Origin of the sequence: Paenibacillus sp. PK4536 (assembly GCF_028594455.2) — a bacterium.
GTDB lineage: Bacteria > Bacillota > Bacilli > Paenibacillales > Paenibacillaceae > Saccharibacillus > Saccharibacillus nuruki.
The window spans coordinates 815,927-832,222 of sequence record NZ_CP126313.1 but is presented as its reverse complement, the minus strand read 5'-3'; the positions used below and the strand labels follow the sequence as shown (position 1 = coordinate 832,222).

Below are 16,296 nucleotides of genomic sequence, written 5' to 3'. Positions count from 1 at the left end.
CACAGACCAAGATATCTTCATCTGTTCTATGGTATGGCATCTGTTCTGTTGATCTTCCTTTACAATAACAGAACACAGAGGAGGAATGGAAGATGGTATTACTGGGGTATGCAATAATGTGCTTAATTTTTGGAACCACATTTCTAGCGATTAAGATCGGGGTCGATGCAGGATTACCGCCTTTCTTTTCCGCAGGAGTTCGTTTTTTAGCAGCAGGATTGATCTTAATGATCTGGATGTATGCACGTAAAAAGATCAGTTTCTCTTTATTACTACGCAAAGAAACGCTGTTTATTGGCGCAGGATTAACCTTTTTTACATTTGCAGCTTTATATTGGGCTGAACAATATATTACGTCTGGTGTAGGTGCTGTTCTGTCTGCAACCGGTCCCGCTATTATTTTATTGATAAGATCAGTGGTATTGAAAGATAAAGTACCGAGTATTTCATTTATCGGAGCGATGATCGGGTTAGTTGGAGTTGCTCTACTGATGTTACCGGGGTTATCCGGTCAGTATCATGCCCTATGGGTAATTGCTTGTCTGGTTGTCGTATTGGGGGAGTTCGGCTACGCAGCAGGAGCTGTTTATTCCAAACAAGTGGTTTCTAAATTACAGGGAAGTTCACCGATTGCACAAAATGCCGCTCAGATGATGCACGGAGGATGGATGTTATTGGTACTGTCTTTGATTACCGAACGGGGTCAAATACATATGGAAACGATGTTCAATTCCGCAGCGATCGGTTCGTTGCTGTATTTAATTGTACTGGGATCTATGGGTGGGCATACGCTATTTTACTGGTTAATTTCACGAACGAATCCAGTATTCCCTTCGACATGGTTATACATTTCACCGGTGATCGCACTGCTACTAGGATGGTTGATCTATAAAGAACCACTCAATTGGGTGATGGGGGTAGGAGCCTTGATTATTCTGATCGGGGTGATTTTGACCAATATTGAGACGTTACGTTCTTTATTTGCCAGCCAACGGAACAAAGCATCACGAGATAAAAAGGTGCCTATTGTGAAAGTGTACAAAAACTAAATTAAAATAGACTAAATCAAAAAAGACTAAATCAAAAAAGACCTCCTATCGGTTAGGAGGTCTTTTTGTCTAATGATCAGCGTATAACATTAACATTATTGATTAATCGCATAAATACCGGGCTTGTTGTTTACAGGAGCGATCCATAATTCGCCATCACCAATCATGACACCCATATCACGTATAAATAATTCATCTAATCGTTGATTAGCTAATGCTTTTTTAACTTTAGCCGTCATAATGGTATTGTATTCGGTGATAAATTGCGACTGGTTTAGAATACTTCTTTTTTTGTTACTACTGTTAATCACTAAAGGATAAGAAATCCGTTTAGCAACGGCTTCTTTATTCCCTTTGGCTACTGCACGACGTAGATTCGCATAGAACCCTGTAAACTGTTTTACATTATCGAATCCAGCGACACTGACCAGTCTTTTTTGTTGTTCAGCGGTTAATTGATCCGCTTTGATAGGAGTAGTCGTTTCTTTAGAAGCTACTGTAGAGACCGTAGGTTCAGTCGTAGTGGTATTCGTTTGTGCAGATGCTGAGAATGCAGGCATAGAGAGGGTTACTGCCAACATTGAAGTCATGACTATCGTGATTCCTTTTTTACGATTCATTATGATTACCTCCTTGAGAGTCATTATATTTAATAAACAATAAACATGTGTCTAAAGCTGTTATTCAATATCATGCGATCTCTTATAAAATAACAATATCGTAAAATAATAGCAAATTAAAAGAATGGGCATCATGCTATACAAGCTAGATTAAGTATATACACAGCTTTTTATATTCAAGTCATTGCTGTGATGTAATTACTGATGTATTTGCTGATTAATCGTATAGACACCTAGTTTGTTATCTAGAATAGCCATCCATATTTCACCATTACCAACCATAACCCCTTGATCACGTATAAATAATTTGTCTAAGCGTTGATTTGCCAGTGCTTTTTTAACTTCAGTCGTCATGATTTTATCGTATTCAGCAATAAATTGTTTTTGATCCAAAATGCTTCTTTTTTTACTATTGCTGTAGACAGACAACGGATAATTGATGCGCTTAGCCACAGCTTCTTTATTATTTTGGGCTACTGCACGACGAAGGTTAGTATAGAATCCGGTAAATTGTTTTACATTATCGAATCCAGCTACCTCGATTAGACTTTTCTGTTGTTCAGCGGTTAAATGATCTACTTTAGCTTTAGTGGTCGCTTTAGCAGTAACCTCTTTTGTAGTGGTATTGCTTTGCGCTGATACTGATAATGCAGGTGCAGCAATAGATAAAGCCAATACAGAAGTCATCACAATCGTTAATCCTTTTTGAACATTCATATTTAATTCCTCCAAAAAATTTATATAGTTAAAAAATGATTAGTAATAATCTAAAGTTATTATTCAATAGATTGCTATAGTTTGTAAAACCACAATATAGTAATCGCTAAGTAACAGGATAGTCATAGCAGAACGCCAAAATGTTAAAAAAATTACACCTATGATGAAAGGGAGATATCTATGAAACCATCCGATCAACCTCCAAAATCAGCAGATCATACATATCATTACCGTGAAGAAATTCGAATGAATGTAGAGTCTAATTTCTATCATCCACCCAAATACAAAGAAGATTGGATACGCTGGGCAGATGAGACGATGGAAGTTCAGACTCAGCGAGAAGCATACGAATGGATCAGCAGTGGAGCCTACAATGAGATCGGCAAGTTATATGATGGATACCGTAGTCATGATCCTAAAATGGCAGAAACACTAGCCTTTCAATTACTTCAACGACAAACGTTCCAAGCACCAACGTACCGCATATATACCGATGTTGACCACGAAGCAAAGCCCAATTGGTATATGGTCTGGGTTGAAAAGATAGACAATGTAGAAAAAAATGAAAATAAAGTAACAGAATAGCGACGTATATAGGTATACGCTCATCCTTCAACTGTAAATTTGCCCACAAAAAAAGGTAGACCTCGTATAAGGTCTACCTCTTTTTTTATATTTTACATGCAGATATGCTCTTAACTATGCCATGATCTATTTATTTAAATGATAAGGAACTGTAGCAACAACGACATCTTTGTAGTTAATCAGATAAGCACGCATCAATAGACTGGTCTGATTATGCAGAATCGTTTCCCACCAGTGATGAGTGACGAATTGCGGAATCAATACTGTAATATGATCGGTTGCTGATGTTTTCCATTCCACCGTATCTATAAAGCGGCGTAAAGGACCTAGAATACTGCGATACCTTGATTTCAGTACAATCAGACGAACACCTGGATTCCATTCTTCCCATTTCTGTTCCATCTTATGAATCGCTTCATCATCGAAGCCAACATAGACAGCAAGTACATTAGGAGACAATGTTTTGGCGTAACTGATCGTATTCATCACTACGCGTGTAATCCCTGCCACTGGAATAATAATCGTATTGCCTTTCACTTCTGGCTTATCAACTTTGATATCGATTCGTAACTGTTCTGCTGTATTTTCATAATGCGTATAGATTTTGTAGAAAATATACACGACCAACGGTAAGAAGATAAAGATAACCCAGACTTGCGAGAATTTGGTGAAAATAAAGATTAACGTAATCGACAATGTCGTTAACATACCTACTGTGTTAATCGTTAACTTTAATCCCCAATTGGATGGCTTCAGACGAATCCAGCGAATCATCATACCTAATTGCGATAAGGTAAATGGAATAAATACACCAACCGCATACAAAGGAATCAGATTTTCAGTATCCCCTTTAAACACAATCACTAACAATGCAGACAATACGCTCAAAATAATAATACCGTTAGAGAAACCTAGACGGTCACCACGCACCATAAACATATGAGGCATATATTTATCTTTTGCTAACATAAAAGCAAGTAGCGGGAACGCAGAGTACGCTGTATTGGCTGCTAGAAACAGAATCAATGCCGTAACACCCTGTATAATGTAATAAAGCGTACCATGGCCAAACGTCATTCGTGCGATTTGTGAAATAACCGTTTCGGTTGCACTTGGATGAATACCGTACCAGTAAGCTAGTAATGTAATACCGATAAACATTGCGCCCAAAATAATACCCATCATCAATAGTGTAGCCGCCGCATTTTTTTCAGCAGGCTTACGGAAGTTAGGAATAGCATTGGAGACGGCCTCTACCCCGGTTAATGCCGAACAACCCGAGCTAAATGCTTTGAGTAATAAGAACAGACTGACATTCGAAACGGTGCTATCAAATTGCGGAGCTGCGGCTTCGATCCCGCCTGTGAAATAACGAATCACACCTGTGATAATCAATACAAAAATAGCGATAACAAACAAATAAATAGGAACAGCGAGTACAGATGCAGATTCGGTCACACCGCGCAGATTCATAATCGTTAAAAAGACAATCATGACAAGGGCGATCAGAACCCGGTGATCATGTAATACTGGAAAAGCCGATGTGATTGCATCTGTTCCAGCAGATGAACTTACGGCTACGGTTAGGATATAATCAACAAGTAAAGATCCCCCTGCTATTAAGCTAGGTGCTTTACCGATATTATCCTTGGCGACAATATAAGCGCCACCACCTGTCGGATACGCAAAAATCGTCTGACGATACGAAATAATTAGAATAACCAACAAACCGAGTACGGCGATAGAGATTGGAACGGAATACCATAAAGCCGCAAATCCAGCAACCATGAGGACAAGCAAAATTTGCTCTGTTCCGTATGCCACCGAGGATAGCGCATCGGAAGAAAGAATTGCTAATGCTTTGAGCCGACCTAATTTTTCAGCTTCGAGTTCTGCTGACTTCATCGGCCTTCCGATTAATATACGCTTGAACTTACCCAACATCTTGTGCACACCTTCATTTCTTGAAATTTGGAAAGACTAATTAGTTTACGTGTTATAGATACTCATTTCGTACAAGCCAAGCATGAAAAACAATGCTTGTTTAAGCTAGCTTTTAAGGCAAGCGTATATCATTATACTCTAGGTTTGTAAAAAGTCATCCCCTATTTTAAACAAAATGTATAAGTAAAAATAGACAGTGTATTATTTTGAATCGCTTATACTATTATCTTCGTATATAAGACATTAAGAGATCATACAAAAATAGCAGGGAGAACCATATGAAAAAAGTCATGCGTCGCATCCTTTGGGGATTATCGATCGTTGTTTTTATCGGAATTATTACGTGTTTTTATCTAGGATATTTTATGTATGCTTACGGTCTTATCTTTCTTGTAATCAGTATTTTATTCGGTATCGGGCAGATTGCACAGGTCAATAATAGTGTGTGGTTACACCAAAATGGATATGATCGTCATATGAGAGAACGGATCGAGCGAGAGCAACGGAATCGGGAAGAATAAGTTGTAAAGGTGGTTAATTTAGTTCAAATTGCATTCATTTATAGGGCTATAGAAGGTTCCAAATCTAACACGACCTGATAACATAGAGTTACTACTATATTCAGGAGGTTGTTATATGAAGAAGAAGCATTGGTTAGTGACAGCAGCAGTTGTAGGTATGGCTTTGACAGGATCAGCAGGGGTGTATGCGGGTACGAACTTGGAAAGTATTAAAGCATCGCTTAATCATGGTCTGGGGATTCAGGTGAATGGTTCAGCATATACGCCTACAGCTAATGGTAAAAAACTAGCTCCGATCTCTTATCAAGGAACAACCTATCTTCCTGTACGTTCTATTGGTGAAGCGCTAAATACATCGGTTAGCTTTGATGCCGCAAGCAACAAAGTCATTATCGGAAGTGGTTCTTCTACAGGAACACCAGCTACACCAGCAGTCTCCACAGCTGTGATCAAAACGAAATATTTACCAACCGATTTTCCTTTTCCTAAAGATGCGAAGCAAGTCAGTCTAGTTGAAAATGTAGCAGATAACAAAAAACAGGTTTCCCTGTTGTATTCTACCAAATCCAATCTACTTGAACTGGGCAATACATATAAAGACTATTATTTGAGCAAAGATGTAACCAAAAACAGTGAGATCATTGAAGCGGATAACTTGAGCATTGTAAGCTCTAAAGATAATGATTTTGTGGTATCGATTAACAGTTCACCTGTCACTAATCAGACAGGTGCTTACGAAATTAGTGTAGTCTGGAAAGAGCAATAATAGTAGCTGAATCACCAAAAAAGCTTGCAGTTCTCCTTGTTCTCAGGAGGATTGCAAGCTTTTTGTTATGCTCGGGAAGAAAGAGAAGACTTCGGTACCACGGCTGAAGATTCACGAAAAATAGGATGAGTCTGGATATGAGCGATCTGATAAGGACGAGTAGGATTTTTGATTCGTGCTAATAAGGTTTCTGCGGCTTGTATTCCCATATCGTTACTGAAAATATGCACTGTCGTTAAAGGGGGCTCTACAATACGAGACTCCGAAGCATCGTCAAATCCACAGACTGCAATATCTTCAGGGATTTTAATTTGATTCGCTTTGAGCACTTGCATAAGATGAACAGCGCTAAAATCATTCGTACATATAAAAGCAGAAGGTTTGTGAGTCATCGCTTTGAATTGACGATCAATCCAGTCTTTGGCTTTAAAAATTTCTTCGTCTTTGCCTAAAATGCAAAAAGAACGATCTAAAGTGATACCTGCTTCTAACAGAGCACGGTTAAATCCGATCCAGCGTTCATTGAAGCTTTTACAGTGATTGTAATCGCCTACAAAACCAATCTGCTGATGCCCTTGTTGAATTAAATGTTTGGTCATTTCATAGACGCTGTATTCATTTTCCATCAGTAAAAGATCGGCTTGTAATGAAGGAGACGCTAAATCGACTGCACAGTCTATAAAAATAGTCGGTAAACCTAGACTGGTGATTTTTTGGCTATATTCTTTATCAAATAATTCGATACAAATAATTCCATCCACTTTGGACGCTTCAAAGTTATTCGGCAAAGTCAGCGACTGCATATCGGCTTCACGCACAATATGAATCGAAATTGTATATCCTTCCATACTGATTCTTTTTTCAAGTCCACTAATAAGCAAAGTACCAAAATGTGAATTATTCGGTAGGCTAGACGTTAACAAAGCTACGTTACCGGTAGATTTAGGCATTAAATAGTCAGATTCTACATAAGCAAATTGTTTATATTTTAATTCGGCTGCTTTTTGAATGACTTTATTTCGTGTTTCGATCGGAATGTTCTCGTTACCATTAATAGCTTTGGAAGCGGTATTACGGGATATATTTAAAGCGTCTGCAATATCCTGAATAGTCACTTTTTCTTTCTTCATGATCGTTTGTCCACCTTTAACCATCCTATATTTGCAAAAGAAATCATTACAGATTTAGGATAATCTCTTTTATTCGTTATTTGTATTAAATGTATAATAATTCGTATTGAATAGCAACTTTTGTTTACAAATGTAAACTTTAATTTGTGCATTTTACGCATGTAATATCTTCATTTATATCCATAATGTAAATTAAATAAATGCAAATGTAAAATATTATTTTTACAAAATGTATTGACGAATGAACAAATTGTTTGTTAAATTGTAAATCAGAGTCAAGCAAAACAAAATGTAAGCCCTTTCTAAATACAGGACAGGACTTGAAGGAGTGAACGCATGTGGATGGAGTAGGACAGAAAATAAAAGCAAGAAAAGGTGAAACCGCACACAGGAAAACATTAAAGAAAAGGCACAATCATTATTTTCTGTATGCTTTGTTAGCCCCGGCACTGATCCTGACTATTATATTCAAATATGTACCCATGTACGGAGCCGTTATCGCATTTAAAGATTTCAGTCCACTCAAAGGCATTATGCGAAGTGATTGGGTCGGATTTAAATATTTCGAGAAATTTTTGAACTCTCCGAACTTTACAGATATTTTTACCAACACGATCTCGTTGAGTCTATTCGGTCTCATTTGTAGCTTTCCTATTCCTATTGTATTAGCGCTGATGTTAAACCAAGTAAGGCAAGCCAAAATAAAGAAAAATGTACAGTTAATCTTGTACGCACCTAACTTTATATCGGTTGTTGTTATTGTAGGGATGTTGTTTATTTTCTTATCTCCTGTTGGTCCAATCAATCAACTGGTTAGTGCCATATTTGGTCAACCGTTAATGTTTATGTCGGAACCTGGTTATTTTAGATCCATTTATATTTTATCCGGTATCTGGCAAGGCGCAGGATGGTCTTCGATTATTTACGTAGCTGCTCTGGCGGGCGTTGATCCTGAGCTACATAATGCCGCTAGTCTGGATGGGGCGAATATTTTCCAACGTATTCTTCATATTGATCTTCCTACGATCAGACCTATTATGGCGATTGTATTTATTCTAGCAGCAGGTGGTATTATGTCGATTGGTTTCGAGAAAGCATATCTTATGCAGACCTCGATGAATTTACCTTCTTCAGAAATCATTTCAACTTATGTTTACAAAGTAGGGCTACAAGCAGGCGACTATTCTTATTCTGCGGCTGTTGGATTGTTTAACTCCGTGATTAACGTCTTTTTATTAGTAGCAGTGAACTTTGTAGTCAAAAAACTCAATGAGGGCGAAGGGCTCTATTAAGGAAGGTGTAAGCGATGAATCTAGCGTCTTCACGTATGGATCGATTTATTATTGGAATCAATTATATTTTGCTAACGTTCTGTGTACTGATTATCATTGTACCGCTTATCTATATTGTAATCGCTTCCTTTATGGACCCGATCGCTCTATTGAACAAAGGGATTTCGTTTAATGTATCCAGTTGGAGTCTGGAAGGGTATCGCAAGATTTTAGGCAATGAAGCCATGACCCGAGGATTTATCAATTCTGTGTTTTACTCGGTTAGCTTTTCAATTCTGACGATTATCGTGTCGGTATTTGCTGGTTATGCGTTATCTGTCAATGAATTAAAAGGTCGTAATCTTTTTATGACGATGTTTATTGTAACGATGTTTTTTGGTGGCGGATTGATTCCTACTTATTTATTGGTGAAAAATCTAGGCATGTTAGATACGGTCTGGGCGATCCTGTTACCGGGGATTGTGAATGTTTGGGATATTATTCTGGCACGTACTTTTTTCAAAGGCATTCCTAATGAATTGAAAGAAGCAGCCAATGTAGATGGAGCGAGCGATGCGACGATCTTTTTCCGAATTGTATTGCCGTTATCGAAGCCGATTATTTTCGTTATTGCGCTCTATGCTTTTGTAGGGCAATGGAATTCTTACTTTGATGCGATGATCTATCTGGATAATGCCAAGTTGTATCCACTGCAATTGGTACTGCGTTCGATTCTAATTCAGAACCAGACGATGCCAGGAATGATCGGGGATCAATTGGCGATGGCAGAGCTGAAACGCTTGTCCGAGATGATTAAATACTCTTCGATTGTGATCTCAAGTCTACCGTTGTTGATCATGTATCCATTTTTCCAGAAGTACTTTGAAAAAGGCGTTCTGGTCGGTTCACTGAAATAAGGACAGCATCTAAATACAAGTATGGGGGCAAATATAATGAAAGTTATGCAAAAAGTAACGATCTCCGGGTTAACGATAGCGCTACTATTAACAGGTTGTAATTCAGGTTCATCCAATCCAACAACAGATGCTAATGGTAAAGTGACATTGAATTTTTTGACGCAAAGTTCAGCGCTAGCACCTGCTGATCCCAACGATAAATTGATTAACAAGCGTCTGGAAGAAAAGACAGGAATTCATATCAATTGGAAAAACTATACGACAGATCAATTTATAGAAAAGCGTAATCTAGCCGTAGCTAGTGGAGATCTTCCAGACGGTATTTTTGATGCAGGGTATACCGATTATGATCTGCTCAAATTAGCTAAAGATGGCGTGATTATTCCTGTAGATGATCTAATCAACAACTATATGCCTAATTTTCAAAAAGTGTTAAAAGCAGCACCTGAATACAAAAAAATGCTTACAGCACCAGATGGACATATGTATTCTTTCCCATGGATAGAAGAACTAGGTACAGGGAAAGAAGCGATTCAATCGGTAGATGATTTTCCATGGATCAATCAAGCATGGCTTAAAAAGTTAGGTTTGAAAATGCCAACAACAACCGAAGAGTTAAAACAAGTGTTGATTGCTTTCAAAACGCAAGATCCTAACGGTAATGGAGAAGCCGATGAAATTCCACTTTCCTTTATTGATAAACCGGGTGGCGAAGATTTGACCTTCTTATATGGCTCTTTCGGACTTGGCGATAACTGGGATCATACGGTCGTTACCAACGATGGCAAAGTAGTCTTTACAGCTTCTGATAATGGATACAAAGATGCGATTAACTATATTCATAGCTTATATCAGGAAGGGTTAATCGATGTAGAATCTTCACAGCAAGATTGGAATACGTATCTAGCCAAAGGAAAAGACAAACGTTACGGATTGTATTTCACATGGGACAAAGCCAATATTACAGGTCCCAATGATGACTACCAACTGATGAATCCTTTAGCTGGCCCTAGTGGGAAAACCAATGTTACACGTACCAATGGACTTGGATTTGATCGTGGCAAAATGGTCATTACTAGCACCAATCAACAAGTAGAAGCGACTGCCAAATGGATAGACCAGTTATATGAGCCATTACAATCGATCCAAGATAACTGGGGAACGTACGGAGATACCAAAGAGCAAAACATTTTCAAATTCGATGAAAAGAAAGGCATGTTAAAGCACCTTTCATTAGAAGGATCAGCACCTGTTGAAGTACGTCAAAAAACAAATATTGCTGGCCCTCTAGCGATTCTGGATGAATATTATGGTAAATATACGACTAAGCCAGACGATGCCGCAAGTCGCTTGAAATTAATGAAAAAAGTCATGGTGCCTCATATGCAAGCCGATCATATTTATCCTAAAGTATTCTTCTCAATCGAAGAGTTGGATCGTTTATCAACCATAGAAACAGATCTGTTCGCTTATGTACAACGCAAACGTACAGAGTGGTACCAAAATGGCAAAGTGAATGAAGAGTGGCCTACTTACCTACAAGAATTGGATCGTCTAGGGCTACAAGAATGGCTCCAAATTAAACAATCTGGATATGATCGTAACCAACAATAATCAACAATAAATACTACCAATAAAGTCAAAAAAGGAGCTTATACTATGATCACTCAATCTCAAGAAAAATATCGTCCACTGTATCACTTTACTCCGCAACAAGGATGGATCAATGATCCTAATGGATTAGTTTATTTTAATGATGAATATCATCTGTTTTTTCAATATCATCCTGATGGAACGGTATGGGGACCTATGCATTGGGGACACGCGATCAGTTCAGACTTAGTGAACTGGCAGGAACAGCCGATTGCGCTTGCACCTGATGAGCACGGAACTATTTTTTCAGGAAGTGCAGTTGTGGATTGGCATGATACAACAGGCTTTTTTAACGGTCAATCCGGATTAGTCGCTATATTTACTCATCATGATCATAATTACGAGCTGGATCATATTCAGCAACGACAAAGTCTAGCTTACAGTCATGATGCAGGACGAACATGGATCAAGTATGAAGGTAACCCTGTACTGGAACACGATGAATTGATTGATTTTCGTGATCCTAAAGTATTCTGGCATCAAGAGACTGCACGCTGGATTATGATTTTGGCTTGTGGACAGACGGTGCATTTGTACGGTTCACCGAATTTGAAAGAATGGACATTCCTGAGTGAATTTGGAGACGGTATTGGATCACATGCAGGAGTCTGGGAGTGCCCTGACTTGTTCCCATTAATGGTAGATGGTGATGCGGCAACAACCAAATGGGTGATGCTAGTGAGTATTGGGAGCAGTGATGACTTTATCGAAGGATCACGCACGCAATATTTTATGGGAGAGTTTGATGGGGTTACATTTACACCGGATGATTCTTCGCAAGAGATTCGCTGGCTAGATTACGGACGAGATCATTATGCAGGTGTATGTTGGTCAGATATTCCAGTAGAAGATGGACGACGAATCTGTATCGGCTGGATGAGCAATTGGAAATATGCCAATCTTACACCAACCGAACAATGGCGTGGAGCGATGTCTATTCCACGGGAAATCACATTAGAACAACGTGCCCAAGGGATAACACTGATTCAGCGACCTGTACAAGAAATCAATACGATGCGTAGCCCTATCGTCGCACTGGAAAATACAACGCTAGCCGAAGTTCAAGCCAAGCTAGCATCACTACAAATGGATAGTTACGAAATCCAAATTACAGCAGATATAACATCTACTTTTGCTCTACAATTACGTGCATCATCACAGGATCAAGTGACCGTTGTAGGTTATGAAGGAGATGCAAGCGAAGTCTATATTGATCGTAGTCATTCAGGAGATCATACTTTCCATCAAGATTTTGCAGGTAAACATACCGCCAAAGTTGATCATGATCTATCGACGATCGAGCTTCGGATCTATGTGGATCGTTCTTCAATCGAAGTCTTTGCTAATGATGGGCAAGTAGCGATGACTGATCTTATTTTTCCAGATCATGATGCTCAAGGGCTTGGCATCCAATCACCAGATCAGCATTTACCATTATCTTCATTTCATATCTATCAGTTCATGTCCTCTTAATCAATAGGATGAGTCTTATGATACGTTAACAGAGAGGAATAAAATAATGAAACCTATGGGTATCTTATTTCTGAACAAGTATAGATGGAAAATGATTACCATGTTGATGTTGTTATGCGGTCTAAGCGTTGTCTGGGCTATGCCAGCACAAGCCAAAACCAATCTACATTCATGGACGATAAAGGACAAAGGAACAATGAAAGATACAACAGCGGGGATCGTGCTTACTTCCGATCCGAAAGAAAATGTGAAAGCCCTCTCAGCGACAGTATCAACTGACTTTGTGTACGAAGCAGATGTGACGATTCAAAATCCACAGACCGATGCTTCACTTATTTTCCGCTCGGATGCTGAAGGGTCAGCTGGCTACTGGTTGAAGGTAATGCCGACATCCGGTCAGATTCAGTTGCTTAATTCTTCAGGGACAAGTGGTACATTACAGCAATCGTATCCTGTAGACCTGCAAGCAGGGCAGACTTATCATGTGAAAGTCAAAGCAGAAGGCGATCAGCTTAGTGTCTATTGGGACAAACAATATCGACCTGTGATGCAAGTGACTGATACTGCTTATCGTTCAGGTCATCTGGGCTTGCATGTATGGGATGGGAGCGCTACGTTTCAAAATGTTATTGTAAGTGATCTCAATACCAATCTGACTACGTCCCTACTAACAACAGGAGTATGGACGCCTCATATCAAAGGCAAAATAGTGACTGCAACGCAAGAAGCATTGCAACTGTACAATCTGCGTTCAACCGATTTGATAGCCGAAGCAGATATTTCTTTTGCTAATAATGTACAGGGAACAACCGCAGGTCTAATCTTTCATGCCAATGATAAAGGAACCACTGGTTATGTAGTCCAGCTACGTCATCAAGGCAATACGATTGGGGTTGAATTGAAAAAAAGAAATGGTACTCTGATTGCCAAATCAACTCAGCAGTATATTCATCAACCTAATAGTAACCATCATCTAGAGATTCGGATGATCCAAAATCGTATCCAAGTCTTTGTCGATGGATATACACCGGCTGCTATTCAAGCCACAGATAGCAGTTACACCAAAGGTTATACAGGTATGATTGCCCAAGGCGGTCAGGTTATTTTTCAAGACTTATTTGTGACGTCACCGGCAGATGAGTATACAGAAAAGTACCGTCCACAATATCATTATTCTGCTTCACGAAATTGGATCAGTGATCCGAATGGATTGGTCTATTTTGAAGGGGAATATCATTTATTTTATCAAGATGGAGGACAATGGGGGCATTCAGTCAGTACTGACCTTGTCCACTGGAAAAGGCTACCGTTTGCTCTGAAATGGAACGATCTAGGGCATATCTGGTCAGGAGCAGCGATAGCCGATACTACCAATGCTTCCGGTCTATTCGGCTCTTCCGGAGGTAAAGGATTGGTTGCTTACTATACTTCTTACGATCCTGATGCGCCTAACGGTAATCAGAAAATAGGATTAGCCTACAGTACTGATCGAGGACGAACATGGCAATATTCCAAAGAACATCCTATTGTGATCCAAAATCCAGGCTATACGTCTACTGAAGCAGGTGGATGGGATTTCCGTGATCCTAAAGTGGTTCGGGATGAAGTCAATCAACGTTGGGTGATGGTAGTCTCTGGTGGAGATCATATTCGTTTCTTTACATCGAAGAACCTAATCGATTGGACATGGACTGATAATTTCGGGTATGGAGATTATATTCATGGCGGAGTATGGGAATGCCCTGACTTATTTCCTCTGCGGGATCATCAAGGAAATATCAAATGGGTATTGATGATCAGTACAGGAGCGAATCCCAAAACAGCAGGCTCTGATGCAGAATACTTTATAGGTGATCTAACGGCTGAAGGTACATTTATCAATAATAATCCGGTCGGCAACGTTTTGAAAATAGACTGGGGTAAAGAGTTCTATGCCGCCACTTCATTTGCGAATGTTCCCGATGGACGACGAATTACACTGGCATGGATGACGAACTGGGATTACCCGTTTGCTTTTCCTACCACAGCTTGGAAAGGTGAAATGACCATTCCACGAGAATTATCGCTTCAGCAGACGAGCGAAGGATTGCGATTATTTCAAAAACCGCTGACCGAATTGTCTTCTTTGCGAACGCCAATACGTACCCTCTCTAATCAGGTCATCTCAGAACAATCTGCTAATCCGTTAGCCGGTCTTCAAGAAGGTAGTTATGAGATTGAAGCTGAGATTGAATTGCCGGTGAGTCAGCCAGCACAAGCATGGGGATTTGAAGTTCGTACAGGCAACCAGCATCAAACAGACATCGGTTATATCCATGCAGATCAGTCTTTATTTATTGATCGATCATTGTCAGGCAACACAAGCTTTGCCGAGTTATTTTCGAAAAGGCATGCCGCGACAGTGCAACCGATCAACAATCGAATTCACTTACGTATCTTTGTAGATGCTTCTTCAGTTGAGGTGTTTGCTAATCAGGGGCAGGTCGTTTTTTCTGATTTGATTTTGCCAGATCCACAAGATACAGGGATGCGTTTGTATAGCAAAAATGGAGAAATTAAAATTATCAACTTAAATGTATATCGTCTACAAAGTATCTGGAAACCCTAATATTAATAAAAACTATTTTAATCCAGTTCTAACATATAATTGTTTCACTTCTGCTGACCGATATTACTAATACTAACTTCATTAGTAATCAGCAGGAGGGGAACAAATATGTCTAAAAAGAAGTGGATTATTCCTATTTATATAGCGGCTATGGCGTTAACTGGATCAGCCGGAGTCTATGCAAGTTCTACATTAGAAAGTATCACAGCGTCGCTCAATCACAATCTTAATATTGAAGTCAGTGGTAAAGCATACAAGCCGACCGGACCCAATGGAGAATCATTATCTCCTATTGTGTATCAAGGAACGACTTATTTACCAGTGCGTTCGATCAGTGAAGCTTTAAATACAGATGTTAATTATGATTCAAGTAATAATAAAATTTCAATCATGCCTAAGTCGTCCAGTGCTACCAGCAAACCAGCTAGTACTTCGACCACTCCTAATGTTGCCCCTACAACTCCAACTGTAAATGAAAAAAATAGCATCAATACATCTACACCTTCTGCAACCACACCGCCACCAGTTATAGAGACATTAAATCCTAATGATAGCGGCAGAATCGATGTAGCAGGAACAGCACCCGAAGTAGTGACCAGTGTTGTCCCTGTTAATCCAGCGCTTAGTGTGGTAAATACACCATTGATTACAACCAAGTACTTACCGCTTGATTTCCCGTTTCCATCGGATACGACATCGATCAGTCTAAGAGAATCGGTAGCAGGCGATAAAAAGCAATTGTTAATGATCTATGCAACACAGATGGATCTAGTTACGCTCGGTAATGCGTATCAAGCTTATTATGGAGCTCAAGGTGTAGTAGAATCGAATACTCGTATTCAGCCGGATACACTGAGTCTTGTAGGCACCAAAAATAATGCATTTGGATTTTCTATTCAAGGAAATCCACGTTCGATCGCTCCGGGATACAACCAGATTCGAGTCACTTTAGTACAACAATAATTATCATTTGATTATGAAAGCATACGATCCTATGAGTATTCAAGGATCGTATGCTTTTTTGTTGATCATAGCGTGAAAA

14 protein-coding genes are annotated in these 16,296 nt (G+C 39.3%); 10 read left to right on the top strand and 4 right to left on the bottom strand.

From position 1 onward, the window contains the following. Window positions 1–92 precede the first annotated feature (92 nt). On the top strand, window positions 93–1,049 hold the full coding sequence (locus tag PO903_RS03930) for a DMT family transporter (protein ID WP_273592655.1): 957 nt from the start codon (window positions 93–95) through the stop codon (window positions 1,047–1,049). 95 nt (window positions 1,050–1,144) lie between these two features. On the opposite strand, the gene PO903_RS03925 is transcribed toward PO903_RS03930, so the two are convergent. Further along, window positions 1,145–1,669: a hypothetical protein gene (locus tag PO903_RS03925; RefSeq protein WP_137223192.1), complete on the bottom strand. Its 525-nt coding sequence runs from the start codon at window positions 1,667–1,669 to the stop codon at window positions 1,145–1,147. 198 nt (window positions 1,670–1,867) lie between these two features. Then, complete coding sequence (locus tag PO903_RS03920; protein ID WP_273592654.1) at window positions 1,868–2,386, bottom strand: hypothetical protein; 519 nt, start codon at window positions 2,384–2,386, stop codon at window positions 1,868–1,870. Between the two features lie 180 nt (window positions 2,387–2,566). On the opposite strand from PO903_RS03920, the gene PO903_RS03915 reads away from it, so the two are divergent. Next, the gene (locus PO903_RS03915; RefSeq protein ID WP_273592653.1) at window positions 2,567–2,971 is read left to right on the top strand and encodes a hypothetical protein; all 405 of its coding nucleotides are present in this window, start codon (window positions 2,567–2,569) and stop codon (window positions 2,969–2,971) included. Between the two features lie 126 nt (window positions 2,972–3,097). On the opposite strand, the gene kimA is transcribed toward PO903_RS03915, so the two are convergent. Further along, on the bottom strand, window positions 3,098–4,915 hold the full coding sequence (kimA, locus tag PO903_RS03910; RefSeq protein ID WP_069328042.1) for a potassium transporter KimA: 1,818 nt from the start codon (window positions 4,913–4,915) through the stop codon (window positions 3,098–3,100). Window positions 4,916–5,193: 278 nt separating this feature from the next. Between kimA and PO903_RS03905 the strand changes: the two genes are divergently transcribed. Further along, window positions 5,194–5,436, top strand: a complete 243-nt coding sequence (locus PO903_RS03905) for a hypothetical protein (protein WP_069328043.1) — start codon at window positions 5,194–5,196, stop codon at window positions 5,434–5,436. A gap of 115 nt (window positions 5,437–5,551) precedes the next feature. Continuing rightward, window positions 5,552–6,202, top strand: a complete 651-nt coding sequence (locus PO903_RS03900; RefSeq protein ID WP_273592652.1) for a stalk domain-containing protein — start codon at window positions 5,552–5,554, stop codon at window positions 6,200–6,202. A 65-nt stretch (window positions 6,203–6,267) separates the two neighbouring features. Here PO903_RS03900 and PO903_RS03895 read toward each other — a convergent pair whose 3' ends face one another. Continuing rightward, window positions 6,268–7,332, bottom strand: coding sequence for a LacI family DNA-binding transcriptional regulator (locus tag PO903_RS03895; protein WP_069328045.1), 1,065 nt, complete (start codon window positions 7,330–7,332; stop codon window positions 6,268–6,270). A 359-nt stretch (window positions 7,333–7,691) separates the two neighbouring features. On the opposite strand from PO903_RS03895, the gene PO903_RS03890 reads away from it, so the two are divergent. From PO903_RS03890 to PO903_RS03865, 6 genes are all read left to right on the top strand, one after another. Beyond that, window positions 7,692–8,624 (top strand): ABC transporter permease, encoded by a 933-nt coding sequence (locus PO903_RS03890; RefSeq protein WP_285097523.1) that lies wholly within the window; start codon window positions 7,692–7,694, stop codon window positions 8,622–8,624. A 14-nt stretch (window positions 8,625–8,638) separates the two neighbouring features. Beyond that, complete coding sequence (locus tag PO903_RS03885; protein ID WP_069328046.1) at window positions 8,639–9,520, top strand: carbohydrate ABC transporter permease; 882 nt, start codon at window positions 8,639–8,641, stop codon at window positions 9,518–9,520. A 36-nt stretch (window positions 9,521–9,556) separates the two neighbouring features. Then, window positions 9,557–11,134: an ABC transporter substrate-binding protein gene (locus PO903_RS03880; protein WP_137223176.1), complete on the top strand. Its 1,578-nt coding sequence runs from the start codon at window positions 9,557–9,559 to the stop codon at window positions 11,132–11,134. Between the two features lie 45 nt (window positions 11,135–11,179). Beyond that, window positions 11,180–12,646 carry a glycoside hydrolase family 32 protein gene (locus PO903_RS03875; protein ID WP_273592651.1) on the top strand — a complete coding sequence of 489 codons (1,467 nt, stop codon included), beginning with the start codon at window positions 11,180–11,182 and terminating at the stop codon, window positions 12,644–12,646. A 46-nt stretch (window positions 12,647–12,692) separates the two neighbouring features. After that, on the top strand, window positions 12,693–15,254 hold the full coding sequence (locus PO903_RS03870; protein WP_273592650.1) for a glycoside hydrolase family 32 protein: 2,562 nt from the start codon (window positions 12,693–12,695) through the stop codon (window positions 15,252–15,254). A gap of 108 nt (window positions 15,255–15,362) precedes the next feature. Beyond that, window positions 15,363–16,217 carry a stalk domain-containing protein gene (locus PO903_RS03865; protein WP_273592649.1) on the top strand — a complete coding sequence of 285 codons (855 nt, stop codon included), beginning with the start codon at window positions 15,363–15,365 and terminating at the stop codon, window positions 16,215–16,217. Window positions 16,218–16,296 lie beyond the last annotated feature (79 nt).